The sequence below is a fragment of the Streptomyces sp. WI03-4A genome (assembly GCF_033792105.1).
Classification (GTDB): domain Bacteria; phylum Actinomycetota; class Actinomycetes; order Streptomycetales; family Streptomycetaceae; genus Streptomyces; species Streptomyces collinus_A.
The window spans coordinates 47,996-72,522 of sequence record NZ_JARAUO010000013.1 but is presented as its reverse complement, the minus strand read 5'-3'; the positions used below and the strand labels follow the sequence as shown (position 1 = coordinate 72,522).

Annotated in this window: 25 protein-coding genes; 14 read left to right on the top strand and 11 right to left on the bottom strand. The window is 72.2% G+C overall.

Annotated features, from left to right (window positions below):
• The first annotated feature begins 219 nt into the window (after nt 1-219).
• From PV343_RS16230 to PV343_RS16220, 3 genes are all read left to right on the top strand, one after another.
• Nucleotides 220-489, top strand: coding sequence for an alpha-amylase (locus PV343_RS16230; RefSeq protein ID WP_319147613.1), 270 nt, complete (start codon nt 220-222; stop codon nt 487-489).
• A gap of 88 nt (nt 490-577) precedes the next feature.
• Nucleotides 578-979 (top strand): DUF6234 family protein, encoded by a 402-nt coding sequence (locus PV343_RS16225; RefSeq protein WP_319147612.1) that lies wholly within the window; start codon nt 578-580, stop codon nt 977-979.
• Between the two features lie 132 nt (nt 980-1,111).
• On the top strand, nt 1,112-2,188 hold the full coding sequence (locus tag PV343_RS16220; protein ID WP_319147611.1) for a fatty acid desaturase family protein: 1,077 nt from the start codon (nt 1,112-1,114) through the stop codon (nt 2,186-2,188).
• Nucleotides 2,189-2,260: 72 nt separating this feature from the next.
• On the opposite strand, the gene PV343_RS16215 is transcribed toward PV343_RS16220, so the two are convergent.
• The 5 genes from PV343_RS16215 to PV343_RS16200 all read right to left on the bottom strand — a co-directional run bounded on the left by PV343_RS16215 (nt 2,261) and on the right by PV343_RS16200 (nt 7,100).
• Nucleotides 2,261-3,367: an aliphatic sulfonate ABC transporter substrate-binding protein gene (locus PV343_RS16215; RefSeq protein ID WP_319147610.1), complete on the bottom strand. Its 1,107-nt coding sequence runs from the start codon at nt 3,365-3,367 to the stop codon at nt 2,261-2,263.
• Between the two features lie 304 nt (nt 3,368-3,671).
• Complete coding sequence (locus tag PV343_RS40415; protein ID WP_388241620.1) at nt 3,672-3,776, bottom strand: putative leader peptide; 105 nt, start codon at nt 3,774-3,776, stop codon at nt 3,672-3,674.
• A 163-nt stretch (nt 3,777-3,939) separates the two neighbouring features.
• On the bottom strand, nt 3,940-5,169 hold the full coding sequence (locus PV343_RS16210) for an acyl-CoA dehydrogenase family protein (protein ID WP_319147609.1): 1,230 nt from the start codon (nt 5,167-5,169) through the stop codon (nt 3,940-3,942).
• Nucleotides 5,170-5,188: 19 nt separating this feature from the next.
• Nucleotides 5,189-5,776 (bottom strand): winged helix-turn-helix domain-containing protein, encoded by a 588-nt coding sequence (locus PV343_RS16205; protein WP_319147608.1) that lies wholly within the window; start codon nt 5,774-5,776, stop codon nt 5,189-5,191.
• Nucleotides 5,777-6,068: 292 nt separating this feature from the next.
• The gene (locus PV343_RS16200) at nt 6,069-7,100 is read right to left on the bottom strand and encodes an amino acid ABC transporter permease (RefSeq protein WP_319147607.1); all 1,032 of its coding nucleotides are present in this window, start codon (nt 7,098-7,100) and stop codon (nt 6,069-6,071) included.
• A gap of 808 nt (nt 7,101-7,908) precedes the next feature.
• On the opposite strand from PV343_RS16200, the gene PV343_RS16195 reads away from it, so the two are divergent.
• The 7 genes from PV343_RS16195 to ssuE all read left to right on the top strand — a co-directional run bounded on the left by PV343_RS16195 (nt 7,909) and on the right by ssuE (nt 14,163).
• Complete coding sequence (locus PV343_RS16195) at nt 7,909-9,051, top strand: LLM class flavin-dependent oxidoreductase (protein ID WP_319147606.1); 1,143 nt, start codon at nt 7,909-7,911, stop codon at nt 9,049-9,051.
• Nucleotides 9,048-9,593, top strand: a complete 546-nt coding sequence (locus PV343_RS16190; RefSeq protein WP_319147605.1) for a GNAT family N-acetyltransferase — start codon at nt 9,048-9,050, stop codon at nt 9,591-9,593. The genes PV343_RS16195 and PV343_RS16190 overlap by 4 nt, the downstream gene beginning before the upstream one ends.
• The gene (locus tag PV343_RS16185) at nt 9,590-10,546 is read left to right on the top strand and encodes an ABC transporter substrate-binding protein (RefSeq protein WP_319147604.1); all 957 of its coding nucleotides are present in this window, start codon (nt 9,590-9,592) and stop codon (nt 10,544-10,546) included. The genes PV343_RS16190 and PV343_RS16185 overlap by 4 nt, the downstream gene beginning before the upstream one ends.
• A gap of 24 nt (nt 10,547-10,570) precedes the next feature.
• Complete coding sequence (locus PV343_RS16180; protein WP_319147603.1) at nt 10,571-11,638, top strand: amino acid ABC transporter permease; 1,068 nt, start codon at nt 10,571-10,573, stop codon at nt 11,636-11,638.
• Entirely contained in the window at nt 11,635-12,402 is a 768-nt protein-coding gene (locus PV343_RS16175) for an amino acid ABC transporter ATP-binding protein (RefSeq protein WP_319147602.1), read from the top strand. Before PV343_RS16180 ends, PV343_RS16175 begins: the two co-directional genes overlap by 4 nt.
• Before the next feature lie 88 nt (nt 12,403-12,490).
• The gene (locus PV343_RS16170) at nt 12,491-13,513 is read left to right on the top strand and encodes an ABC transporter substrate-binding protein (RefSeq protein ID WP_319147601.1); all 1,023 of its coding nucleotides are present in this window, start codon (nt 12,491-12,493) and stop codon (nt 13,511-13,513) included.
• Between the two features lie 89 nt (nt 13,514-13,602).
• Complete coding sequence (gene ssuE / locus PV343_RS16165) at nt 13,603-14,163, top strand: NADPH-dependent FMN reductase (RefSeq protein WP_319147600.1); 561 nt, start codon at nt 13,603-13,605, stop codon at nt 14,161-14,163.
• Between the two features lie 73 nt (nt 14,164-14,236).
• On the opposite strand, the gene PV343_RS16160 is transcribed toward ssuE, so the two are convergent.
• The 6 genes from PV343_RS16160 to PV343_RS16135 form a co-directional block, all read right to left on the bottom strand.
• Entirely contained in the window at nt 14,237-16,981 is a 2,745-nt protein-coding gene (locus PV343_RS16160; RefSeq protein WP_388241161.1) for a fumarate reductase/succinate dehydrogenase flavoprotein subunit, read from the bottom strand.
• A gap of 11 nt (nt 16,982-16,992) precedes the next feature.
• On the bottom strand, nt 16,993-17,781 hold the full coding sequence (locus PV343_RS16155; RefSeq protein WP_319147599.1) for an ABC transporter ATP-binding protein: 789 nt from the start codon (nt 17,779-17,781) through the stop codon (nt 16,993-16,995).
• Nucleotides 17,765-18,652 carry an ABC transporter permease gene (locus PV343_RS16150; RefSeq protein WP_319147598.1) on the bottom strand — a complete coding sequence of 296 codons (888 nt, stop codon included), beginning with the start codon at nt 18,650-18,652 and terminating at the stop codon, nt 17,765-17,767. The genes PV343_RS16155 and PV343_RS16150 overlap by 17 nt, the downstream gene beginning before the upstream one ends.
• Nucleotides 18,649-19,992, bottom strand: coding sequence for an ABC transporter substrate-binding protein (locus PV343_RS16145; RefSeq protein ID WP_319147597.1), 1,344 nt, complete (start codon nt 19,990-19,992; stop codon nt 18,649-18,651). The genes PV343_RS16150 and PV343_RS16145 overlap by 4 nt, the downstream gene beginning before the upstream one ends.
• Nucleotides 19,993-20,007: 15 nt before the next feature.
• Entirely contained in the window at nt 20,008-20,235 is a 228-nt protein-coding gene (locus tag PV343_RS16140; RefSeq protein WP_055491243.1) for a ferredoxin family protein, read from the bottom strand.
• A gap of 61 nt (nt 20,236-20,296) precedes the next feature.
• Nucleotides 20,297-21,088, bottom strand: coding sequence for a GntR family transcriptional regulator (locus PV343_RS16135; protein ID WP_319147596.1), 792 nt, complete (start codon nt 21,086-21,088; stop codon nt 20,297-20,299).
• Nucleotides 21,089-21,306: 218 nt separating this feature from the next.
• Between PV343_RS16135 and PV343_RS16130 the strand changes: the two genes are divergently transcribed.
• From PV343_RS16130 to PV343_RS16115, 4 genes are all read left to right on the top strand, one after another.
• Nucleotides 21,307-21,504, top strand: a complete 198-nt coding sequence (locus PV343_RS16130) for a putative leader peptide (protein ID WP_319147595.1) — start codon at nt 21,307-21,309, stop codon at nt 21,502-21,504.
• Between the two features lie 118 nt (nt 21,505-21,622).
• A complete protein-coding gene (locus tag PV343_RS16125) occupies nt 21,623-22,825 on the top strand; it encodes an LLM class flavin-dependent oxidoreductase (protein WP_319147594.1) in 1,203 nt (400 codons plus the stop codon).
• A gap of 137 nt (nt 22,826-22,962) precedes the next feature.
• The gene (locus PV343_RS16120; RefSeq protein ID WP_319147689.1) at nt 22,963-24,342 is read left to right on the top strand and encodes an NtaA/DmoA family FMN-dependent monooxygenase; all 1,380 of its coding nucleotides are present in this window, start codon (nt 22,963-22,965) and stop codon (nt 24,340-24,342) included.
• Nucleotides 24,339-24,485: a hypothetical protein gene (locus tag PV343_RS16115; protein WP_319147593.1), complete on the top strand. Its 147-nt coding sequence runs from the start codon at nt 24,339-24,341 to the stop codon at nt 24,483-24,485. Before PV343_RS16120 ends, PV343_RS16115 begins: the two co-directional genes overlap by 4 nt.
• Nucleotides 24,486-24,527 lie beyond the last annotated feature (42 nt).

Below are 24,527 nucleotides of genomic sequence, written 5' to 3'. Positions count from 1 at the left end.
ACACGGGCCGGAGGTGTCGCCGCAGGGCGGCGGCTGTCCGAGCCGTGCAACCACCCAGATGTCTGAAGCTGTACCGCCTGTGTTGCGTCTGCTCCGGCCTCCTGATTCCTTCAACACCTGAACACACAGCGGGCTGTACGAGCCTGCTTCTTCAAGAGTCAGGGAGTCGAGTCAGTGCATAACAGGGTGAGAGGGTCCATCCGGATGGCGAGTCTGGTCATGTCTTTGACTCTGCCGTTCGCCCTGGCGGAGCCGGCCTTCGCGGGGTCCGGGAACCCCGAGCCGGCCCCCGCCTGCGTCGCCATGTACCAGAGCTGGCGGTACACCGATGCCGCCAACAACTGCGCCGACGCGGTCTCCGTCATGGTCGTCTACCAGGACGGCGCGACCGGACTGTGCTACACGCTGCCCGCGGGGGCCGCCGCCACGGTCGGCGAGGGGTACCTCGGCCAACACGGTCACCCCGACCACCTCGCCGCCTGCGAGTGAGCACGCCGTCCGGCAACCGCCGTGCGACCAGGTCGCCTTGAGTACGGATGCTCATGCGTGCCCCTGCGGGCCGCAGCATCCTGTACCCATGACGGACACCCTCTCGGCGGACCCGGTTCGCCGGCGCCCCTGGTCGCGCAGGACCCCCCTGGGCGTGGACCTCGCCTTCGCGGTCCCGCTGTTCCTGCTGGAGACCGCGTGGCTCGCCCTGGACTGGATCTACGGCGCCGGCCTCGAGGTGTGGGCGGCGCAGGGCGACAGGGCCCGGATCGACGCGGCCGACCTCGCGCACATGGGGCGGGTACGGACGATGCTGGTCGCGGTCGTCGTCCTCGCGGTCCTCGCGGCCCTCTTCCGCGCGCGCTGGACCGTGGTCGTCCACCTGTTGGTCGCCCTGCTGGCAGGCGGAGTGCTCACGGCCTCGCACCAGGAGTGGAACGAGCACCACGCCCCGCCCGCCGGGTGCGTCCGCTACCGAGCGGGCTGCTGAGGCGGCCGGACGCGGACCGCGCCCGGGCGCCCGCACGGGGGATAACCCCCCTGTGAGCGGGGGGAGAACCTCGCGCGCGGTGGGTGGCTGGCAGGCTTCTGCCGGGCGTGGGGCCGACAGCAGACTCTCCGCATGACGACTTCCCCCGGTGTCTCCGTGACGCCCCAGTCCGCTGCCGCCCTCGCCGAAAGGCCCCGTGCCGACGGCGGCAGCGACTTCGCGCGGCTCTCCCAACGGATAGCCGCGGCCGGCCTGTTGCATCGGCGTCCCGGCTACTACGCGGCACGCATCGGCCTGGTGGTCGCGCTGTACGCGGCAGGGTGGGGCGCCTTCTTCGCCCTGGGCGACAGCTGGGGGCAGCTGGCCGTGGCGGCCTTCCTGGCGTTCGTGTTCGGGCAGGTCGCCCTGCTGGCGCACGACCTGGCCCACCGGCAGGTCTTCCGGCGGCGCGGGCCGAGCGAGGTCATGGGCCGGCTGTTCGGGAACCTGGGCGTCGGTATGAGCTACGGCTGGTGGATGAACAAGCACACGCGCCACCACGCCAACCCCAACCACGAGGACCTCGACCCCGACGTCGCCCCGGACATCCTGGTGTGGTCCACCGAGCAGGCGCGTGCCAGCCGTGGCGTGGCACGGCTGATCGGCGGCCATCAGGCGTTGCTGTTCTTCCCGTTGCTGACGCTAGAGGGCTTCAACCTGCACGTGTCGAGCCTGCGGGCGCTGCGCTCGCCGTACATGAAGAAGCGGGCCCTGGAGGGCACCCTGCTCCTGCTGCACATCGCGGGCCTGCTGTCCGCCCTCTTCCTCGTCCTCTCGCCGGGCAGGGCGCTGGCGTTCCTCGCGGTCAACCAGTGCCTGTTCGGTGTCTATCTCGGCTGCACCTTCGCCCCGAACCACAAGGGCATGCCCACCTTCACCGGTGACGAGCGGCCCGACTTCCTGCGCCGCCAGGTGCTGACCTCCCGCAACGTGCGCGGCGGCCCGCTCACCGATGTGATGCTGGGCGGCCTCAACTACCAGATCGAGCACCACCTGTTCCCGAGCATGCCGACACCCCATCTGCGCCGTGCCCAGGTCGTCGTGCGGCAGTACTGCGCCGAGGCCGGCGTGCCGTACCACGAGACGGGGCTGCTCCGCTCCTACCGCGAGGCGCTGACGCACCTGCACCGGGTGGGGGAGCCGATCAGGCGGCAGCGCAGGACCCGGTGACACCGGCCCGCAGGGGGCCGACGACGGAGACGTCCCCTCCCCGCGAGGGCGCGGGGAGGGGACGCGGTGCGCCTACCGGGTGCCCAGTCCGGCGTCGTCGACCTCGTCCTTGCCCTCGGCCTTGAGGACCTTGTCGAGCAGGGTGAGGTCGTAGATGCCCTTCAGGTCGGGCTTGTCCAGCAGACCGGCCGTCACCGCGTGCTGGGCCTCGGTGTGGAGGGTCGAGGCCAGCGGGTCGTCGATGAAGCCGATGGACTTCCAGGCCGGGTCGAGGACGTCGGCGGGCAGCGCCTTGCCCGACAGGTCCTTCAGCGCCGCGTTGGCGGACGCCTTCGCCTTGTCGGGGTTGGCGTTGATCCACTCGTTCGTCTTCACCGAGCCGCGCAGCACGGCCTCGACGACGTCCGGGTGAGCCTTCAGGAACTTCTGCGACACGATGATGTTCGTGATCACGAACTTCTTGTCGGGCCACAGCGTCGACTCGTCGAGCAGGACCTTCGCGCCCTCGGCGACCAGCTTGGAGGCGGTCGGCTCGGGCACCCAGGCGCCGTCGATGGAGCCGGACTTGTAGGCGTCCGGCGTGATCTTGTTGTCGGTGCGGACGACGGAGACGTCACCCTTGCCGCTCAGCGCGTCGACCTTCCAGCCCTGCTGGGCCACCCAGTTGAGGAACGCGACGTCCTGGGTGTTGCCGAGCTGGGGCGTCGCGATCTTCTTGCCCTTGACGTCCTTCAGGGACTTGATCTTCTTCGGGTCGACGACCAGCTTCACCCCGCCGGAGGCCGAACCGCCGATGATCCGCAGGTTCTTCCCCTGGGACTTCGTGTAGCCGTTGATGGCGGGGGAGGGGCCGATCCAGCCGATGTCGATGGACCCGGCGTTGAGCGCCTCGATCTCGGAGGGGCCGGCGTTGAAGGTGGAGGTCTTGATCGTGGTGCCGCCGAGTTCCTTCTGGAACAGACCTTCCTGAACGCCGACGAGAGCGGTGGCGTGCGTGAGGTTGGGGAAGTAGCCGATCTTGACCTCGTCGGCCGAGAGCTTCTTCGCGCCTGCCGCGACCGCGGTCTTCTTGCCGTCGTCGGTGGAGTCCGAACCGTACCCGCAGGCGGTCAGCAGAACGGGCAGGGTCGCTATGACGGCGATGGTGCGCAGGGTGGTGAACGGTCTCGCGGTAGACACGGAGGGGTCCTCTCAGGGGATGGACGATCGATGAGACGGGCACGGCGGAGCGGGCGTGGGGGAGGGGGCACCGGCGCGGCAGCCGCCGACCCGCGGCGGACGGAACACGGTTCCGGGCCGACGGGCGGGGCGGGGCGTGGGGAGCGGGCACCGCGCTCGGTCACAGCCGTGACGTGCCTCGAGTCCGCGGGCGGTGCATGCGCGCGGTGCTCTCGGCCGGCGGTGACCCGCCCGTCCGCCGAAGTCGCGGTACGGGCAGGGAGTGCAGCGGTTCGTGTCGGTGCCGATGGGGTGAGCGGACGGCTCAGACGGACCGACAGATGGCACTCGACGTGCGGCCGAGGTCGATGTGGCGACGCGAGGTCAGCCGGGGGAGCAGAAGGAGGAGCGTACGGCCGAGTGACCTCATGACTCGCCCACCCCCGTGATCCCTAGCTTTCCTACCTGGCTGATAGGGATCGTGGCAGAAGCCGGCGCCCAGCCCAAGAGGGTGTTCGTATGGCGGACGAGCGCATCTCATTTTCTGGGACGAGGGAGTCTGGGCTCACCCCGTGGGGCGTTCGCCCGGCACGTCAGCCGGGCAGGACGAACGGCGGATGCGTGCCGTTCAGGAAGTAGTCCCCGACATCGCGGAGCCGGTGGGCGACGGGCTCGTACAGGGTGTGGGTCCTGGCGTTGCGCCAGAAGCGGTCGAAGCCCAGGCGTGAGGACGTGGAGCGGGCGCCGACGATGTCGAGGGCGCGGGCGGTGGACTCCTGGGCGGCCCGGGAGGAGGCGGCTTCGGCCATGGCGACGAGGACGGAGACCTCCGCGTACTCGTCGTAGGTGAGGTCGTCGGCACGTGTCAGCGCTGCGTGCACGGCTTGCAACGCCTGGTCGGTGAGCGCGGACGCGGAGCGGGTGAGGACGGTCAGTTCCCCGAAGACGGCCAGCGTCTGCGCGTCCTGGGGAGATTCGGCCGACCCCGGGGGCTGCCAGGGGGAGCGGCCCACCCTGCTGTACTCCCGCGCCTCGGCGAGCACCCCCTCCGCCATGCCCAGGCGCAGCTGGACGGAGAGGAGGCGGCCCACCGGCGAGGCCAGGGCGGCCAGCGGCGAGAGGAAGTCCTCGTCCGCGGAGAGCGGGCCGAGCACGTCGTCGGCGGCGACCGGCACGGAGTCGAACTCCACGCTCCCGCCGGCCGACAGGCGTTGCCCGAAGGTGTCGGTGTCGGCCTCGATGCGGACACCGGGGTGGGCGGGGTCGACGACGACGGCAAGGGGCTCTCCGGTGTCGGCCCGTACCGCACACACGGCGAGGCGGTCGGCGACCAGGACTCCGGTGGCGTAGCTCTGCCGTCCGTCGAGCACCTGGCCGCCGCGGCTCCTGGTCAGCGTCAGCGGACTCTCCTGACGGGCCAGACCGCCGCCCCAGCACCACTGCTCCGCCGCGTACCGGCGTTCGAGGCGGGCCGCGCGGGAGGGCTCGGTGAAGAACCGGGCGCTCCACGACAAGAAGCAGTGGGAGCCCAGCAGTTGACCGATCGCGCCGTCGGCCGCGGCGATCTCCCGGACGACCGCGTAGGCCGTGGGCCAGTCGGCGCCGCCTCCCCCCGACCCCGCCGGCACGAGGAGCGTCAGCAGTCCCGCCTCGCGCAGCCGGGACACCTCGTCGAACGGGGTCTTGCCGGCCTGTTCCCGGGCCACCGCGTCCGTGGCCAGGTCGTCCGCGGTCTCGCGGGCCACGCGCAGCCAGTGCGCGCGGCCGGGCCCGGTCCGGTCGGGCTCCGAAAGGGTGTCGGACGGCGCGGTGGCAAGGCCCATGGCGGAGGTCTCCTCAGGGTCAACGGCAGTGTGTGGAGGCAGCGTTGTGCTGCTGGGCGGGCACGTACTTGTAACCCACGCGCCGCACGGTGACGATCCGCTGCCGGTGCGCGGCACCCAGCTTGCGGCGCAGCCGGGCCACGTGGACGTCGACGGTGCGGCCGTCGCCGATGTGGTCGTAGCCCCAGATGCCGACCATCAACTGCTCACGGCTGTGCGTCTGGTGCGGATGCGCGACGAGATGCGCCAGTAGCCCGAACTCCAGGTAGGTGAGGTCGAGTTCGCGCCCGTCCAGTTCCGCGACGTGGCGTGCGTGGTCGATGCGGATGCCGTCGCCTGACGTCTCCCGCAGCCCCGCCGTCTCTCGCACGGGACGCGGGTCCGCGGGGGCGGAGACCGCCCGGATCTCGGGTGGGGCCACGTCCTTGGCGAAGAGTTCGGCGGGGTCGGTGCCCTCGGGGACGAGAACGAGGTAGGCGACGAGCGGAGTGGCGTCCTGCCCCTCACCGCCGGCCCGTGGGGCGTCCCCGACGAGGCGGAGACGGGGTGTGTCGGTGAGCGGCGAGCCGTGCGGGGTGGCGGCCTGGGCCGGAAGTGCCGTGGTCATGGCGGTCGTCCTTCGAGAGGTACGTCGGGAAGCCGGCGCGGCGGAGATGGGCGCGCTTGGTTCCCGGGAGGAGAGAGAAGGAGCGGAGCGGCGCGTGCTGGGTGTCAGCCGTGTGCCTTACGCGCGACAGCAGGCGGCGCTGGCGACGTGACCAAAGTCGACATGCCGACGACGAACGAGTCGTAGCTGCGCGGGGGACATGTGCATCATCCTGCGCACCACGCACCGGGAACGTCAACGCTTCCCTAGTAAATCGATAGGAAATGTAGGGAAGGTCACGGGCCGGCCGGCCTCACCGGTCCGCGTCGACCGGTGGGCGGGCCTCCGGCGCGGTCGCCCGCTCCAGCCGGGAGCGCAGCTCGGCCCCGCGCACCCTGAGCCTGCGCAGGGGCGTGGGTGGCAGGGCGCGGGCCGCACCGCGCGCATAGTGGCGTTCGATGTAGAACTGCCCCACGCTGAGCACGGTCGTGACGGCGACGTACCAGAGCGTCGCGACCATCAGCAGCGGGATCACCTGGTAGGTCTGGTTGTAGACCAGTTGGACCGAGTACAGCAGGTCGTGCACGGCGAGCACGCTGACGATGCTGGTGCCCTTGAGCGTGCCGATCAGCATGTTCCCGGCGGCCGGCACGATGGAGCGCATCGCCTGCGGGATGACGATCCGGCGCAGCGTGCGCAGTCTGCCGATGCCGAGGGCCTGGGCGGCCTCCGTCTGCCCGGCCTCCACCGAGAGGATGCCGCCGCGGACCACCTCGGCGGCGTAGGCGGCCTCGTGCAGGGTGAGCCCGACGACCGCGGTGAGGGTGGGGCCGAGCAGGTTGACCGTCTTGACGGTGACGGCCTGGGGGCCGAAGGGGATGCCGACGCCGAGCGTCGGGTAGAGGGCGCCGATGTTGAACCAGAACAGCAGCTGCACCAGCAGCGGGGCGGACCGGAAGATCCAGACGTAGCCCCAACTCAACGCGCGCAGGACGGGGTTGGCGGACAGCCGCATCACCGCCAAGGGGATCCCGAGCAGGAAGCCGAGCACCATCACCGCTCCGGTGAGCCAGAGGGTGAGCAGCAGCCCGTCGAACACGGCGGCGGTGGTGAGATACCGGCCGACCACGTCCCACTGGAAGGCACGGTTGCGGATCACGGAGTTGACGGCCATGGCGAGCAGCAGCAGTGCCACGCCCGCCGTCAGCCGTCGGCCGAGGTGCCGGCGCGGCACGATACGCGGCAGCCCGTCGGCCGGGTCCTGGCCGGAGGGCTTCGGGCGTACCGCGGGTGGTCCGGGCACCGGGAGACGGGAGGGATCGGCGAGGTCGGACGGCGTAACCATCAGGATTCTCTCCAGGGGAGGGACGCGGGCACGCCGGAGACCACACGGCGGCGGACGCGTTCACGGGCCCCGCGCGAAGACGGCGCGGGCAGGGGGGGGGCGGGCGGCCCGGTTCCGGTGTCATCACGGTCGCCGCGTCCCTCAACGCGGCCGGCGCGGCTGCCGCGCGCGGCGCAGCCGGTCCGTCCTCGATCGTAGGGCGACACGGCGCGCGCGTGTCAACCGCGCCGAAGCCGTCCCGAACTCGTCTCACGTCCGTTCCTCGCCCGTTCCTCGTCCGTCCCCCGGTCCTTCCTCCGTCCCTCCCTTCGTCCCTCCCCTCGTCCGTCCGGCATCCGGGCCGTAGTTGACGGGACGCGAGATGTACTGCTCAATGGTCCGCATGAATGCCGCACAGCGTCTGGTCACCCGTGGCCACATCGACTTCGGTCGGGTGTGGTCCGCCGCGTGTTGCGCCTGAAGCGGCAGCGGGCCGTCTGACCGGCCCTTCCCTCCCTCGGTCACTCCGACGCGGGCCGATTTCCTCCCTTCGCGGAACCGTCGTACGCACGCGCTGACGCGCACCGACACGCGCTGACCGCCCCGTGCGGTCGGCGGACGGTTCCGCGGCCGGACCGCGCGCTGCCGCCGCCCCACCCCGTCAAGGCCCCCGGCCCCGGCGTCATCACACCTGTTCACTCCGGCTCCCCGGCACCCCGCGCGCACCGTCACACCCTGCCGTGCCGCGCCGAGGGCTGCCCCGGCGTGCCCGCACGCACCCCCGCCAACCCCCGGCACGGAACACGTACTTGAGGAAAGGCCATCTCCCATGCCAGTGGAGTTCCTCGGCATCGCCGCCACCAACGACGGCTCCGAGACCACCGCGCGCTCCGGCGCCGCCTTCGACAAGGAGTACACGCTCCGGCTCGCCCGTGCGCACGAGGAGCACGGATGGGACCGGGTGCTGTTCGCCTACGGCTCCGGATCACCTGATCCGGCACCGGCCGCCGCGTTCGTCGCGAGCAGGCTCGACCGGCTCCAGATCCTCCTCGCCCACCGCCCGAACGTCTCCTACCCGACCTTCGCCGCGAAGACCTTCGCCACCCTCGACCAGATCAGCGACGGCCGTCTGGCCGTGCACTTCATCACCGGCGGCAACGACCACGAACAGGGCCGTGAGGGCGACACCCTGACCAAGGACGAGCGTTACGCCCGCACCCGCGAGTACATCCGCCTCGTCAAGAAGATCTGGACCACGCGCGAGCCCTTCGACCACGAGGGCGACCACTACCGCTTCCACGACTTCGTCAGCGACGTCTTCCCCGTCCAACAGCCGCGCCCGAAGGTGTCGTTCGGCGGTTCGTCACCCGCCGCGTACGCCGCCGGGGGTGCCGAGGCCGACATCTACTGCCTGTGGGGCGAGCCCCTGGAGAAGACCGCCGAGCAGATCGAGAACGTGAAGGCCGCCGCGAGGGCGGCGGGCCGCACCGACGTCCCGCGCATCCAGGTGGCGTTCCGGCCCATCATCGCCCCGACCGAGGAACTGGCCTGGGAGAAGGCCCACCGCACGGTCGGTGCCATCCGGCAGCGGCGTGAGGACGGCCTCGTACGGCACCATCGCAGGGGCGGGCCCGACGCGTCGGCCCCGCAGAACACCGGCTCGCAGCGGCTGATCGCCATCGCGGAGGCGGGGGAGCGCTACGACCGGGCCCTGTGGACCCCGACCGCCGCCGCCACCGGTGGCGCGGGCAACTCCAACGCCCTGGTCGGCACCCCCGAGACGGTCGCCCAGGCCCTGCTCGACTACTACGACCTCGGCGTCGACATCCTCTCCGCCCGCGGCTACGACCTGCTCGGCGACGCCATCGACTTCGGCCGGTACGTGATCCCCACCGTCCGCGAGGAGGTCGCCCGGCGCGACGCCGAGCGGGCGGCCCGCGGGACGCAGACCCTCGCGGCGGTGGGCGAATGACCTCCGTGACCCAACCACCGCCGAGAATTGGTGACTTGGACGTCGTCCACGTCCCGGTCTCCGACCCACGGGTCGGAGACCTGCTGCGCGAACTCGGCCACGAGTACTCCACCAGGTACGGCAAGGACGCCCACGCCGAGATCGCCCGCCACCCCGACGAGGAGTTCACCCCGCCGTACGGAGGGCTGCTCCTGCTGCTGCTCGAGCACGGCCGGCCCGTCGCCGGCGGTGCCTTCCGCCGCCACGACGCGAACACGGCCGAACTCAAGCGGATCTGGACGCACTCCGCCCACCGGCGGCGCGGCCTGGCCCGCCGTGTCGTCGCCGAACTGGAACGCGAGGCCGGTGCGCGTGGCTACCGGCGCATCCACCTGACCACCGGACCCCGCCAGCCCGAGGCCCGTGGTCTGTACCTCGCCACCGGCTACACCCCGCTGTTCGACACGGAGGCCGACCCGGAGACCGTCGGCCCGCTGCCCTTCGAGAAGCACCTTCCGGCCGGTACACGTGCGGCCCGCACGGGAGAGGCAGCCGCCCTGTGAGCCCCCGAACGGCCAGGATCCGCGCGCGCCTCGCCGCCGGCATCGCGCTGCTGCCCGTACTGACGCTGACCGCCTGCGGCTCCGGAGACGCCACCGGCAGCACGGCGGTGGGTGCGCGGCCGTCCCCGGCCCCGACCGACGACCCGGTCGCCGCGGTGCGCACGGTCGACTCCGTCGCCGCCCTGCTGCCCGCCGACGTGCGCAGGGCGGGCGTCCTGCGCGTCGGCACTTCGGTGGGGTTCCCGCCCGGCGCGTACTACCCGAACGGCCCGGACCAGGCGCCCGCCGGCCAGGACATCGACCTCGCCGACGCGGTGGCCAAGGTCCTCGGGGTCAGGCTGGAACGCCAGGACGCCTCGTTCGAGACGATCCTGCCCGCCCTCGGCAGCGGCAAGTACGACGTCGGCACGGGCAACTTCGGCGTCACCACCGAGCGCCTGAAGACCATCGACTTCGTCACCTACATCGACGACGGCCAGGGCTTCGCGGTGAAGAAGGGCAGCACCGCGCTCAGGACGAAGGTCACCGACCTCACCCAGCTGTGCGGCCTGACCATCGGCACCGGAGCCGGCACCACCTTCGAGGCGACCCTCGCCGCGCAGAAGGACGTGTGCGCGAAGGCGGGCAAGAAGCCGTACGACGTGAAGGTCTACTCGGAGAACGCGGCGACCCTCACCGCACTCCAGCAGGGCCGCATCGACGTGATCATGTCGACCATCAACGGCCTGCGCTACCAGGCCGCGCAGCCGGCGGCGCGGACCACCTTCCTCGGCGAGTACCACCGTCTCGACGTCGGCTTCGCCTTCAAGAAGGGCTCCCCGCTGACCAAGGCGTTCCAGGCCGCCGTCAACGAGCTGATCGACGACGGCGCCTACGCCCGGATCCTCAGGAAATGGAACACCTCCGCCTCCGCGATCAAGGCATCGCGGATCAACCCGCCCGAGCACCCGTAAGAGTCGAGCAGGAACGACGACACGATGACAACCACCACCGACACCGCCCCACCCGGCGCGAACCCACCCGACACCGCCGCGCCGGGCGCGACCTCCGCGGACACCGCCCCCGACTCCACGGCCGCCCTCAAGGTCGTCCCCGCCCGCCACTACGCCCGCTGGGCGGCCGCCGTCGCCGTGCTCGTGCTGCTCGCCCAGTTCGCGCACGGGCTGGCCACCAACCCGGTCTGGGAGTGGGGCGTCTTCCGTGACTACGTCCTGTCCGAGACGATCGTCCAAGCGGTGTGGGTGACCCTCCAACTCACCGCCTACGCCACCGTGCTGGGCTTCCTCCTCGGTACCGTCCTGGCCTTCATGCGCCTCTCGCGCAGCCCGGTGCTCCAGACCGTCGCCTGGACCTACATCTGGATCTTCCGGTCCATCCCGATGATCGTCCAGCTCGTGTTCTGGTTCAACCTGAGCGCCCTGTACAAGGAGTTGGGCGTCGGCATCCCCTTCGGGCCGGTGTTCTGGTCCGTCGACAGCAACAGCCTCATCGGCACCATCGGCGCCGCCGTCATCGGACTGACGCTGCACCAGGCCGCCTACGCGGCCGAGATCGTCCGCGGCGGCGTCATCTCCCTCGACCAGGGCCAGCTCGAGGCCGCCGCCGCGCTGGGCATCCCCCGGCTGCGCCAGATCCGCCGCATCGTCCTGCCCCAGGCCATGCGCGCCATCCTGCCCACGGCGGGCAACGAGATCATCGGCCTGCTCAAGGGCACCTCGGTGGTCTACGTGATGTCCATCGGCGAGCTGTTCTACCAGGCCCAGGTGATCTACGGCCGCACCGGCCGGGTGATCCCGATGCTGCTGGTCGCCACCGCCTGGTACGTGGTGCTGACCTCCGTCCTCTCGGTGGCCCAGTACTACGTGGAGCGCCGCTACGCCCGGGGCGCCGACCGTACCCCGCCGCCCACCCCGCTCCAGCGGGCCCGCCGCTTCCTGCGTGACCTGCGCGCCGAGGCGGCCCGGGGCGGCCGGCCCGTCGTACCCCTGAAGCCGTTGAAACCCCTGAAGTCCCTGGAGACCGCACCCGTGGGAGACGGCCGATGAGCAGTGAGGTGATGGTAGGCGTCCACGGCGTCCACAAGAGCTTCGGCCCGCTGGACGTGCTCCGCGGTGTCGACCTGGAGGTCCGCACCGGCGAGGTCACCGTGATCCTCGGCCCGTCCGGTTCCGGGAAGTCCACGCTGCTGCGCACCATCAACCACCTGGAGAAGGTCGACCGGGGCTGGATCAGCATCGACGGTGAGCTCATCGGCTACCGCCGGGCCGGCGGAAAGCTGCACGAGCTGAAGGAGAAGGACGTACTGAGGCAGCGCACCCGGATCGGGTTCGTCTTCCAGGACTTCAACCTCTTCCCGCACCTGACCGTGCTGGACAATCTCGTCGAGGCCCCCGTCTCCGCACTGCGCCGCCCGCGCAAAGAAGCGGCGGAGACCGCTCGCCGCCTGCTGGACCTGGTCGGACTCGCCGACAAGGCCGACGCCTATCCGCGCCGGCTCTCCGGCGGCCAGCAGCAGCGCGTCGCCATCGCCCGCGCGCTGGCCCTGGAGCCCAAGGTACTGCTCTTCGACGAGCCGACCTCGGCGCTCGACCCCGAACTGGTCGGCGAAGTCCTCGACGTCATCAAGGACCTGGCCCGCACCGGCACCACCATGATCGTCGTCACCCATGAGATCGGCTTCGCCCGCGAGGTCGCCGACACCGTGGTGTTCATGGACGGCGGAGTCGTCGTGGAACAGGGGCCGCCCGGGGCCGTCCTGGACGACCCGCGCCAGGAACGCACCCGCGCCTTCCTCGCCAAGGTCCTCTGACCACACTCCTCCGCCCCACTCACCCAACCCCTCGCTCCGTCCCGCGCACCCACGCACGCCCACGCACGCCCACGCAAGGAGAACCACCGTGTCCACCCTCCCCCAGGTTCCCGGCTCCGCTCGAACAGGGGGCGCCGCCACCGCCCGCCGCTCCGCCGCCGTCGCACTCGGCGTCACCTCCGCCCTCTTCCTCGCCGCCTGCGCCAACCCCTCGGACGGCGGCACCACCGCGGTCGCGGCCACGAAGGGCACCTCGACGCGGATCGACAACAGCCCCGACCAGAACCGATTCACCACGGACAAGGTCGACTCCATCGCCGCCGAGGTCCCGGAAGCGATCCGCAAGAGAGGCACGCTGGAGATCGTCGAGTCCTCCGGGTCCGCCGCGCCGCTCACCTACTACGCCACCGACAACAAGACCGTCATCGGCGTCGAGCCCGACATCGCCTACCTGGTCGCCGACGTCCTCGGCCTGAAGCCGCACCTCAACACCGTCTCCTGGGAGAACATCTTCGTCGGCCTCGACAGCGGCAAGTACGACGTCGGCTTCAGCAACATCACCGACACCGAGGAGCGCAAGGAGAAGTACGACTTCGCCTCCTACCGCGAGGACAACCTCGGCTTCGAGGCGAAGAAGGGCAGCGGCCTCAAGGTCACCGGGCCCAAGGACGTCGCGGGGAAGACGGTCGCCGTGGGCAGCGGCACCAACCAGGAGAAGCTGCTCATCGAGTGGAGCAAGGAGGACGTGAAGGCCGGCCTCAAGCCGGTGGACATCAAGTACTACCAGAACGACAGCGACACCCACCTCGCCCTCCAGTCCGGCCGGATCGACCTCTACCTCGGCCCGAACCCGACCGCCGCCTACCACGCGGCCACCACCGGGAGGTCGGAGGTCGTCGGTACCTACTCGGGCGCCGGCGCCGGCCTCCAGGGCCTGATCGCGGCCACGACCAAGAAGGACAACGGACTGGTCAAGGCCCTGGCCGACGCCCTCAACGAGATCATCGACAACGGCACGTACGCCAAGGTCCTCAAGCGCTGGGGGCTGTCCGCCGAAGCGGTGACGAAGTCCCGGGTCAACCCGCCCGGCCTGCCCAGGACCAACAAGTAGCCGCCGGTTCAGGCCGCCCACGGGCGCGGGGCCGCAGCCCGCGGCCCCGCGCCGTCCCCACGACCGTCCCACGCCCCGAAGGGTCCGCCATGGCCACTGTCCTGTCCGTCTCCGGAAGCCCCTCCGCCACCTCACGCACCGCCCGGCTGCTGCGCCACCTGGACAGCCGGCTCACCGCCCAGGGACACGAGGTGATCCCGCTGGACGTCCGCACCCTTCCCGCCGAGGCGCTCCTCGGCGCCGACTTCCAGCACCCGGCGATCGTCGAGGCGACCGCGCTGTTCGACCGCGCCGACGGGGTCGTCATCGGTACTCCCGTCTACAAGGCCGCCTACTCCGGGCTGCTCAAGGCCCTGCTCGACCTGCTGCCGCAGTACGGTCTGGCCGGCAAGACCGTACTGCCGCTCGCCACCGGCGGGAGCACCGCGCACGTCCTGGCGATCGACTACGCCCTCCGGCCGGTGCTCAGTTCCATGGGCGCCGGGCACATCGTCCAGGGCTGGTTCACCCTCGACCGGGACATCGTGGTCGGTGACGACGGCACGCTGACCGTCGCGCCGGGGACGGCCACGGCGCTCGCACAGGTCGTCGACCAGTTCGCCGAGGCGCTGGGCAGCCGTACCGCCGGCCTGCTGGCGGCCGCCGGGTGAACACCCGCGGCGGCACCGGCGCCGACGAGGCGGGGGAGGCGCGCGCCTCCCCCGCCTCGTCGGCGCCCCGGCCCTACAGGGCCCGCCCCGCGTAGGCCCTGACGTCCGCGTCCGAGTCCGCCGTGGCCGTGGCCAGCGCCGCGCGGGCGTCATCGGATCCGCGGTGCCGGGTCAGGGCCAGTACGGCGGCCTTGCGGACGTCTGCGTTGGGGTCGGACACGGCCTTGGCGAGGGCGGGAACGGCCACGCCGGGGTCCGCGGCGGCCAGGGCGGTCGCGGCACCGGCCCGCACCTGCCAGGCGGGGTCGGACAGGGCCGCCTCGGCGTGCGCGGCCAGCGGGCCGGGGCAGCCGGTCGCGCCCAGGGCCTCGTAGGCGGCCGCGCGCACCAGCGCGTCCGGATCGCCGGCCAGTCCGGTGAGGGCCGGCAGGAGCACCTCCGGGTCGGCCGCGGGACCGGTGCCCGCCAGGGCCTTGGCGATCGTGACGCGGACCTCGCGGGACGGTTCGGCGGCCGCCGCGCGGGCCACCGCCGCCGTGGCGTCCACCGACACGAGCGCCCGTACCGCCGCGCCACGGACGCCGCCGTCGGGGTCCGACAGCAGGGCCGCGAACAGGTCCTCGTCGCCGGCGCGCAGCCCGCGCAGGATGTCGAGCGCTGCCGCGCGGACGACGGGATCGGTCCCGGAGAGCGCGCCGACGAGGCGGTCACGCAGGAGCGGGTCCGCTGCCAGCGTCTCGGCCAGCTCACGCAGCGAGGCGGCCGCGGCGGCGCGGACGCTCGCGTCGGTGTCGGTGAGCGCCGCGGCCAGGGCCGCTCCGGTCCCGGCCGGGGTGGTCTCCGTCAGCACCGCGATGGCGGTACGGCGGACAGCGGGTTCCGGGTCGCCCAAGTAGGGTGCGAGCGCGTCCAGTTCGGGCTGTTCCTCGGTGAGCGCGAGGAGCTCCAGGAGCCGTGGTGTGGCGGGTGTCCCCGCGTCGGTGCCGGGGTGAGCGGTGGTGGCGGCGGCGGGCTCGATCCGCGTCGTCACCGGGGCCGCCTCCCGGGCACCCGCCGTCGCCACCTGGTCCGGATGAACCTGACCGAGCGGGCGGGAGGGCCCGCCGGCCGGCGTGTACCCCGGGACCGGCACCAGATAGGGCGCCACGGGACGCGCCGTGAACTCCATCGCGCCGGACGGCGACTTCCGCAGATCGAGGTGGTGGAACCAGGACGCGTCGTCGCGGTGGGGGTGGTCGAGGCGGTCGTGGTACAAGCCCCACCGCGACTCCGTGCGGGCCAGCGAGGCGCGCGCCGCCATCTCCGCGCAGTCGCGGATGAAGGTGACCTCCGCGCAGCGCATCAGCTCGTGCGGGGTCCGCGCGCCCATCCCGGCGATGTCGGCGCGCATCCGCTCGAACGCCTCCAGGGCGAGGGACAGCCGCGCGCCCGTCTTGGGCGGCGCCACGTAGTCGTTCACGAAGCGGCGCAGCTTGTACTCGACCTGCGGCTGCGGCGGGCCGTCGGGGTTGCGCAGCGGACGGTAGATCAGTTCGTGCGCCTCGTCCAACTGGTGGGCCGGGAGCGGTCCTTCGTACGGCGTGTACCGCGCGGCGTCCACTCCCGCGAGCTCGCCGAAGACGAACGCGCCGATCATGTAGTTGTGCGGCACGCACGCCAGGTCGCCGGCCGCGTACAGGCGCGGGACGGTCGTACGGGCGTGGTCGTCGACCCGTACCCCCGAGGCCGAGTGCCCGCCGCACAGGCCGATCTCGGAGATGTGCATCTCGACGTCGTGGGTGCGGTAGTCGTGGCCGCGTCCGGCGTGGAACGTGCCGCGGGTGGGGCGCTCGGTCGAGTGCAGGATCGACTCCAGCGCCGAGATCGACTCCTCCGGCAGGTGGCTCAGCTTCAGGTACACCGGGCCGCGGTCCGAGGCGACCTCCGCCGCGAACTCCGCCATCATCTGTCCCGACCAGTAGTCGGAGTCGACGAAGCGCTCGCCGTGCCGGTTGACCTGGTAACCGCCGAAGGGGTTGGCGACGTACGCGCAGGCAGGGCCGTTGTAGTCCTTGATCAGCGGGTTGATCTGGAAGCACTCGATGCCGGTCAGTTCGGCCCCCGCGTGGTACGCCATCGCGTAGCCGTCACCCGCGTTGGTCGGGTTCTCGTACGTGCCGTACAGATAGCCGGAGGCGGGCAGGCCCAGCCGTCCGCAGGCGCCGGTCGCGAGGATGACCGCGCCCGCGCGGACGGTGACGAACGCGCCCGTGCGGGTGTTGAACCCGACCGCGCCCACCGCCCGCCCCGCCACTGTCAGCACGCGGACCGGCATCACCCGGTTCTCGATCCGGATCCGCTCCCGCATCTCACGCCGGCGCAACTGCCGGTAGAGAACCTTCTTGACGTCCTTGCCCTCCGGCATCGGCAGGACGTACGAGCCGGACCGGTGCACCTGCCGGACGGCGTACTCGCCGTGCTCGTCCTTCTCGAACTTCACCCCGTACGACTCCAGCCGCCGCACCATCGCGAAGCCGCGGGTCGCGGTCTGGCGGACGGTGGACTGGTCGACGATGCCGTCGTTGGCGCGGGTGATCTCGGCGACGTAGTCGTCGGGTTCGGCCCGGCCCGGGATGACCGCGTTGTTGACGCCGTCCATGCCCATGGCGAGGGCGCCGGAGTGCCGTACGTGGGCCTTCTCCAGCAGCAGGACGTCCGCGCCGTGCTCGGCGGCGGTCAGCGCCGCCATGGTGCCGGCCGTGCCTCCGCCGATGACGAGGACGTCGCAGGTCAGCTCCTCGGCGTCGGTGCGGGCCGGGATCTCCAGAGGGGTGTCCACCAGGGTGCCTTTCAAGAACCGAGTGACGTGAGCAGGTCGCGGCGCAGGGCGGTGCGCGCCGGATCGTCGTGGGCGGCGCGCTCGCGCGGGCGCGGTACGTCCCGTACGGCGAGGAGGCGGCCCGCGCCGAGCACGGCCACGCGGTCGCCGAGGAACAGGGCCTCGTCCACGTCGTGGGTGACGAAGACGACGGTCGCGCCGGTGCCGCGCAACACCTCGACCAGCAGGTCCTGCATGCCGGCGCGGGTCTGGGCGTCGAGCCCGCCGAAGGGCTCGTCCATCAGCAGGGCACGGGGGCGTCCGGCGAGGGCGCGGGCCAACTGGGCACGCTGGCGCTGCCCGCCCGAGACACGGTGCGGCAACTGCCGTACACGATCGGCGAGTCCGACCCGGGTCAGCCACTCTTCGGCCTGGTCCCTGCGCTGGGCGCGGGGCAGGCCCCGGATGGCGAGGGGCAGTTCGACGTTGGCGCGCAGGGTGCGCCAGGGCAGCAGGGCGTCCTCCTGGAAGACCAGCGCCCGGTCCGCGCCCGGGCCGGTCAGCGGCCGGCCGTCCTGCTCCACCGCACCGTCCAGCACGGGCAGCAACCCGGCCCAGGTGCGCAGCAGCGTCGACTTGCCGCAGCCGGAGGGGCCGACGACGGTGAGGATCTCGCCCGCGTCGACCTCCAGCCGGACGTCGGACACCGCCGGGGCGTCCGGCCGGCCGAGCAGGGCGCCGCGCAGGGTGAGGCGGGTGCCGCGCGCGCCCGCCGGCACGGCCTTCGTCCCGGCCCGCACGGTCTCAGACGAAGTGCTCATCGCGTGCCTCCTCGGCCTCGGGCCCGGCGGGTGGGGTGGCGGTCGTGGTGACACGGGCCCGGGCGGGCCGGGGCCGGGCGCCGGGGACGTAGGAGGTACGCGGCAGCCAGCGGGTGAGGCGGCGGCCGATCAGTTCGACGGAGGTGGACGTGAGCCAGCCGAGCAGGCCGATGGTGACCATGCCGACGAAGACGCCCGGGTAGTCGACGATCGTGTAGTCCTGCCAGGTGCGGTAACCGACGCCGTACTGGCCGGAGATCATCTCGGCGGAGATCACGCAGATCCAGGACACGCCGATGCCGACGGACAGGCCGCCGAAGATGCCGGGCAGCGCGCCCGGCAGGACGACGGACCACAGGATCCGCCACCGGCCGCCGCCCATCGTGCGCACCGCCTCCTCCCAGACCGGCGCCAGGGCGCGCACCGCGTGCCGGGTGGAGACCAGCACGGGGAAGAAGGCGGCCGTGCAGGTGATGAAGACGATGCCCTGCTCGTTGGAGGGGAACAGGAGGATGGCCACGGGGACCATGGCGATGGCCGGGACGGGCCGCACCACCTCGACGACCGGGCCGAGCAGGTCCTCGGCGAGCCGCGAGCGTGCCACGAGCACGCCGGTGGCCACGCCCAGCACGGCGGCGAGCAGGAAGCCGGTCACGATACGGGTGAGGCTGTCGGTGAGGTCGGTCCAGTAGTCGGGCCCGGAGAGCCGGCCGGCGAAGGTCCGGGCCACGTCCGTCACGGTCGGGAACTGCGCGAAGCGCAGCCACAGGTTCACGTCGAGGGTGGTCAGCAGCTGCCACAGGCCGAGCGCGGCGGCCAGCGAGCCGGCCCGCAGCGCGAGCCGGCCCGCCCTCCCGGGGTAGCGGCTCACGACGCCCGGCCCAGGGCGTCCGCGTACGTGACCACCCGGGCGCCGCGGTGCCCGGCCGTGTAGGCCCGCGCGGTGGCCGGGGCGACGAACGGCAGCAGCCGCTCGCCGTCCGCCACCCAGACGGCCTTGTCGGCGAACCAGAGGGTGCCGGTGGTGGCGTCGGGTACGTACGCGCCGCGGACGCCGCTCCGGTGGCGGGCGACATAGGCGAGAAGCTGGGCGGGGGAGGCGAAACTCCGCGTCTTCGCGGCGCCCTTGGGCCAGACCTCGCTCGCGGTGGCGGGCGGCCCGGCGGCCAGCCGCTCGGCGTAGCCGGCACCGAGGGCCTTCCTGACGTACCGGTCGTCGACGAACGAGTCCACGTCGATGTCACCGGTCAGCTTGGCCGCCTTCAGGACGGACACGTCCTGCCGGAGCGCGGCGACGAGCTTCGGCTTGACGGCCGGGTCGAAGGTGGAGATGCCGTGGGCGCCGTTGTAGAGGTAGACGACCTCGGCGGGCAGGCCGGTGGCCCCGGCGACCTTCTCGGCCGCGCGCACCGGACGGGCGTCGAGGTAGTCCGTCGCCTCCGCCTGCGCCTTCAGGAACGCCTCCAGTACCGCCGGGCGCCGCTCGGCGAAGTCCGCACGGGCGGTGACCCCGTGGAAGGTCGGGAGGTTCAGCTGCGCTCCGTCGTACAGCGCCTTGGCCTTGCCCTGGTAGGCGAGCAGCCCCGGCCAGGCCACGAACTGGGACAGCGCGTCCGCGCTGCCCGCCGAGAGGGCCGAAGCGCCCACCGCCGGCTGCTGGTTGAGCTTCTGTATGCCGGTGTCGGGGTCGATGCCGGCTCGCTGCAGGGCCCGTACGAGGGTGCCGTCGGCGGCCGAACCGACGCTCGTGGAGACCTTCTTGCCCTTCAGCCCGCTCAGGGAGGTGAGCCGGGAGCCCGGTGCGACGACGACCGTGTTCAGACCGCCCTTGAGGTTGTAGCCGGTGACCGAGACCAGTCGGGTGGGCTTGCCCAGCTGCTGCCCGCGGGCCGCGTTGATGAGCAGCGGGAAGTCGCCCATCGAGCCGATGTCGATCTTCCCGGCGGTCATCTGGGCGGTGATGGGGGCGCCGGTCGCGTAGTCCTGCCAGACGACCTTGTACGTCCTTCCGTCGTGGAGGGCGTTCAGCTGCTTCTCGAAGTAGCCGAGGGAGCGCAGCAGGGTGCCGGCGGTGACCGTGTTGATGGTTTTGGACTGGTATCCGACGGTGACGGTGACCGTGGAGCCGTCGCCCGCCTCGGCGCTGCCGCCGCAGGCGGACAGCGGGAGCAGCAGAGTGGCGGCGGCGAGTGCGACTGCCGTGCGTTTCATGGGAGTGGGGGCCTCTCAACGGAGCAGATAGGGCATGTTGACCGTGACGGCTCCGGTGGGACAGCGGGCCGCGCAGGGGCCGCAGTACCAGCACTCGTCGACGTGCATGTACGCCTTGCCGCTGCTGACGTCGATGGCGAGGGAGTCGAGTGGGCACATGTCCACGCAGAGCGTGCAGCCGTCGATGCACTTCGACTCGTCGATGGTCACGGGCACGTCGGCCCGCTGGGGCGCCAAGGGCATGGCTGTCTCCAGTGTCCTCAAGGGAAGGTTGTGCTTCTCGGCCGGCTGCTGACGGCCGGCGTCAGACGGAGCGGCGCAGCAGACCGCTCATCGTGATGCGGTCGCCGCGGAAGCGGATGAACTCGAGGTCGACGGGCCGCCCGTCGGCCAGATGGGTGAGGCGTTCCAGCATCAGGACGGCCGCGCCCTGCGGTGCCTGCAGTACGGCGGCGGAGTGGGCGTCCGCGTTGACCGCCTCCAGGGTGATCTCGGCGTGCCCGAGCGGCAGCCCGCAGGCCGCCTCCAGCAGCCGGAAGACATCGGTGTTCTCCAGGTCCGCCGAGAGCAGCGCGGTGCCGACGTCGAGCGGGATGTAGGTGAGGTCGAGGGAGAGGGGCAGGCCGTTGAGCCGGCGCAGCCGCTCGATGTACAGGACGTCGGCGCCCGGCGGCACGTCGAGGCGGTCGGCGACCGGCGCGGGGGCCGGCACGGGGCCCATGGTACGGACCTCGTTGGTGACCCGGCCGTGTTCGCGGAGGGTCTCCGCGAGGCCCATCAGACGGTCGAGGCCGTGCGGGTACTTCTCGGCCACGACCAGGGTGCCGACCCCGGGCAGACGCTCCACGAGCCCCTCGCCGCGCAGCAGGTCGAGGGCCTGGCGGACGGTGTTGCGCGAGGCGCCGTAGTCGCCGGCGAGGGTCGACTCGTGGGGGAGCGCCCCGTCGGGGAAGGCGCCGGTGAGGAGCTGGCGGCGCAGCAGGTCGGCGAGTTGCCTGGCCCGGTCGGCGCGCAGCCTGCGCCGGCTGCGGTGGGCGGCGACCGTGGTCGCGGCGCCTTGGCCGGCGTGGTCTCGGATGCGGTCGGTGGGCGGCATGGCTCGAACCCTAGCCACCCGGTAGGGATAGTGGTGTTGCTGGATTGTTGCGCCACCTGACGGCCCGCCGGATACGTCGCTGACCTGGGTGTTCGGCCCGACGGAGGAAGCATCCGCCAGGCTCTGCCGGCCCGCGCCCGGGCGAGCCCGGACGGTTTCACGTGACTGCAACACGCCCTCCACCTCCCGCCGCCCCGCACCGCCTAACGTGCGATGACATGAGGCCCAGCACGTCGGAGCGCGACCACCACCCGCTGACGGTGGCGCCGACCGGCACGCCCCCGGCCGCCGGGACCACGGCGGCCGGTGCGGCAGGGGCGATCCCCGGGGTCCCCGCCGCACCCGGCGGCGTCCGCCTGTACGCCCGGACCCACATCGACCTGGGGCGGGTGGCCGGCGCGCTCTGTCGCCCCTGACCTCCGCCCCGGATCCCACAGGCCAGACCCCTGCCCCACCCGCGCGCGCCCGCCGCCCACCCCTCCGCGCGAGCGCCGGTACCGATCGACGAACGGCCGCCAAGGAAGGCAGCACTCCGTGTCCGCAGCATCCCCGCTCCACCTCGCCGTCGCCCTCGACGGCACCGGCTGGCACCCCGCCGCCTGGCGCGAGCCCGGCGCCCGCCCCCACGACCTGCTCACCGCCGGCTACTGGGCCGGCCTCGTGACCGAGGCCGAACGCGGCCTGCTCGACTTCGTCACCTTCGAGGACGCGCTCGCTCTCCAGTCCTCGCACCCCACGGACCCGGACGGCCGCACCGACCAGGTGCGCGGACGGCTCGACGCGGTACTCGTCGCCGCCCGGACCGCACCGCTGACCCGGCACATCGGGCTCGTGCCGACCGTGGTCGCCACCCACACCGAGCCGTTCCACCTGTCCAAGGCGATCGCCACCCTCGACTACGTCAGCGGCGGCCGCGCGGGGCTGCGCCTGAAGGTGTCGGCACGGCAGGACGAGGCGGCGCACTTCGGCCGCCGCACGTTCCCCCGCCTCGGCCCCGGGGACCACGGCACACCGGAGGGCAGCGCCCTCATCGACGAGCTCTTCGATGAGGCCGCCGACTACGTCGAGGTGGTGCGCCGCCTGTGGGACAGCTGGGAGGACGACGCGGAGATCCGCGACGCCGCCACCGGCCGCTTCATCGACCGCGACAAACTGCACTACATCGACTTCGAGGGCCGCCACTTCAGCGTCAAGGGGCCCTCCATCACACCCAGGCCACCGCAGGGCCAGCCCGTCGTCAGCGCCCTCGCGCACCACAGCACGCCGTACCGGCTGGTGGGCCGCACCGCCGACATCGGCTACGTCACCCCGCACGACACCGGCCAGGCCCGCGCCGCCGTCGCCGAGATCCGCGCCGCCCAGGCCGAGGCCGGCCGGGCCGGGGACGCGCTCCACGTCTTCGGCGACCTGGTCGTGTTCCTGGACGACGACCCCACGGCGGCGAGCGACCGCAGAAGCCGCCTGGACGACCTCGCGGGACACGCCTTCACCTCCGACGCCCAGGTGTTCACCGGCACGCCCGCCCAACTCGCGGACCTGCTGCTGGAACTGCGCGCGGCCGGACTGAGCGGCTTCAGGCTGCGCCCCGGCGTCGTCGGGCACGACCTGGAGCGCATCACCCGCGCCCTGGTGCCGGAACTCCAGCGCCGAGGAGCCTTCCGGCGCGCCTACGAGGCGAACACCCTGCGCGGCCTGCTCGGACTGGCGCGCCCCGCCAACCGTTACGCGGCCGCCTGAGCCGGAGGAACCACACGACCATGAGCCGCACCGACGCGAACGCCGCCCGCACGGACGCCAGCCCCACGAACGCCACCCGCACGACGGCCACCCGTACCAACGCCACCCGCACGAGCCTCGCCGCCCCCAGCGACCCGATCACGGGCAAGCCCCTGAAGCAGATCCACCTCGCCGCCCACTTCCCGGGCGTCAACAACACCACGGTGTGGAGCGACCCACGGGCCGGCAGCCATATCGAGTTCAGCTCGTTCGCGCACTTCGCGCGGACCGCCGAACGCGCCAAGTTCGACTTCCTGTTCCTCGCCGAGGGACTGCGACTGCGTGAACAGAACGGTCAGATATACGACTTGGACGTAGTGGGTCGTCCGGACACCTTCACCGTCCTGTCCGCTCTCGCCGCCGTCACCGAACGGCTCGGCCTGACCGGCACCATCAACTCCACCTTCAACGAGCCCTACGAGGTGGCCCGCCAGTTCGCCAGTCTCGACCACCTGTCGGGCGGACGCGCCGCCTGGAACGTCGTCACCTCCTGGGATGCCTTCACCGGCGAGAACTTCCGCCGCGGCGGCTTCCTCCCCCAGGACCAGCGATACTCCAGGGCCGAGGAGTTCCTCGCCACCGCCACCGAACTGTTCGACTCCTGGCACGGTGACGAGATCGTCGCCGACCGCGACTCCGGGATCTTCCTCAAGGACGCGCGAGCCGGAGCCTTCGTCCACCGGGGCCGGCACTTCGACATCGCCGGGCAGTTCGACGTACCCCGCAGCCCCCAGGGCCGCCCCGTGATCTTCCAGGCCGGCGACTCCGAGGAGGGCCGCGAGTTCGCCGCGTCGAGCGCCGACGCCATCTTCAGCCGGCACAGTACCCTGGACGCCGGACGGGACTTCTACACCGACGTCAAACGACGCCTGGCGGGCCACGGGCGTACCCACGACCAGCTGCTGATCCTCCCCGCGGCGACCTTCGTCCTGGGCGACACGGACGCCGAGGCGCGAGAGCGGGCGCATGAGGTACGGCGCCAGCAGGTCAGCGGGCAGACCGCGATCAAGTACCTGGAGCACGTCTGGAACCGGGACCTGTCCGGCTACGACCCGGACGGCCCGCTCCCCGACATCGACCCGGACCCCGGCGAGCACACCATCGCCCGCGGCAGGGCGAGCGTCCGGATGTTCCGCGACCCGGTCACGGTCGCCAGGCAATGGCGCGAACGCGCCGCGGCCGAGAACCTCTCCATCCGCGAGCTGGTCATCGAGACCACCGGACGCCAGTCGTTCGTCGGCTCCCCGGCGACCGTCGCCGAGACCATCGACACCTTCGTCCAGACGGACGCCGCGGACGGATTCATCCTGGTCCCGCACCTCACCCCCGGCGGCCTCGACGAGTTCGCCGACACGGTCGTCCCGCTGCTCCAGGAACGCGGTGTGTTCCGCCACGACTACACCGGAACCACACTCCGGGACCACCTCGGCCTGACCCACCCCGACGACCGGCAGCGCAACCGGCGGTCGGCCTCGTGAAGTTCCCCGCCATCACGCTCATCGCGCACGCCCCGGACCCGGTGACCGGCGTCCTACCGCCCCGTGCCGTCCCCGGCGGGCCCACGGCCGAGCCCACACCCGAGTACGCGTCCGCCCCCGCACCCACGGCCACCGCCCATTGACCACCGACCGCTGTCCGCTGACCGCTGACCGCTAGGAGCATC

Bases quoted from the DNA above. Each gene is read 5' to 3' on its own strand.
- PV343_RS16230 (WP_319147613.1), top strand. From the start codon at position 220: ATGTCTTTGACTCTGCCGTTCGCCCTGGCGGAGCCGGCCTTCGCGGGG.
- PV343_RS16225 (WP_319147612.1), top strand. From the start codon at position 578: ATGACGGACACCCTCTCGGCGGACCCGGTTCGCCGGCGCCCCTGGTCG.
- PV343_RS16220 (WP_319147611.1), top strand. From the start codon at position 1,112: ATGACGACTTCCCCCGGTGTCTCCGTGACGCCCCAGTCCGCTGCCGCC.
- PV343_RS40415 (WP_388241620.1), bottom strand. From the start codon at position 3,776: ATGAGGTCACTCGGCCGTACGCTCCTCCTTCTGCTCCCCCGGCTGACC.
- PV343_RS16210 (WP_319147609.1), bottom strand. From the start codon at position 5,169: ATGGGCCTTGCCACCGCGCCGTCCGACACCCTTTCGGAGCCCGACCGG.
- PV343_RS16205 (WP_319147608.1), bottom strand. From the start codon at position 5,776: ATGACCACGGCACTTCCGGCCCAGGCCGCCACCCCGCACGGCTCGCCG.
- PV343_RS16200 (WP_319147607.1), bottom strand. From the start codon at position 7,100: ATGGTTACGCCGTCCGACCTCGCCGATCCCTCCCGTCTCCCGGTGCCC.
- PV343_RS16195 (WP_319147606.1), top strand. From the start codon at position 7,909: ATGCCAGTGGAGTTCCTCGGCATCGCCGCCACCAACGACGGCTCCGAG.
- PV343_RS16190 (WP_319147605.1), top strand. From the start codon at position 9,048: ATGACCTCCGTGACCCAACCACCGCCGAGAATTGGTGACTTGGACGTC.
- PV343_RS16180 (WP_319147603.1), top strand. From the start codon at position 10,571: ATGACAACCACCACCGACACCGCCCCACCCGGCGCGAACCCACCCGAC.
- PV343_RS16175 (WP_319147602.1), top strand. From the start codon at position 11,635: ATGAGCAGTGAGGTGATGGTAGGCGTCCACGGCGTCCACAAGAGCTTC.
- ssuE (WP_319147600.1), top strand. From the start codon at position 13,603: ATGGCCACTGTCCTGTCCGTCTCCGGAAGCCCCTCCGCCACCTCACGC.
- PV343_RS16155 (WP_319147599.1), bottom strand. From the start codon at position 17,781: ATGAGCACTTCGTCTGAGACCGTGCGGGCCGGGACGAAGGCCGTGCCG.
- PV343_RS16145 (WP_319147597.1), bottom strand. From the start codon at position 19,992: ATGAAACGCACGGCAGTCGCACTCGCCGCCGCCACTCTGCTGCTCCCG.
- PV343_RS16140 (WP_055491243.1), bottom strand. From the start codon at position 20,235: ATGCCCTTGGCGCCCCAGCGGGCCGACGTGCCCGTGACCATCGACGAG.
- PV343_RS16135 (WP_319147596.1), bottom strand. From the start codon at position 21,088: ATGCCGCCCACCGACCGCATCCGAGACCACGCCGGCCAAGGCGCCGCG.
- PV343_RS16130 (WP_319147595.1), top strand. From the start codon at position 21,307: ATGAGGCCCAGCACGTCGGAGCGCGACCACCACCCGCTGACGGTGGCG.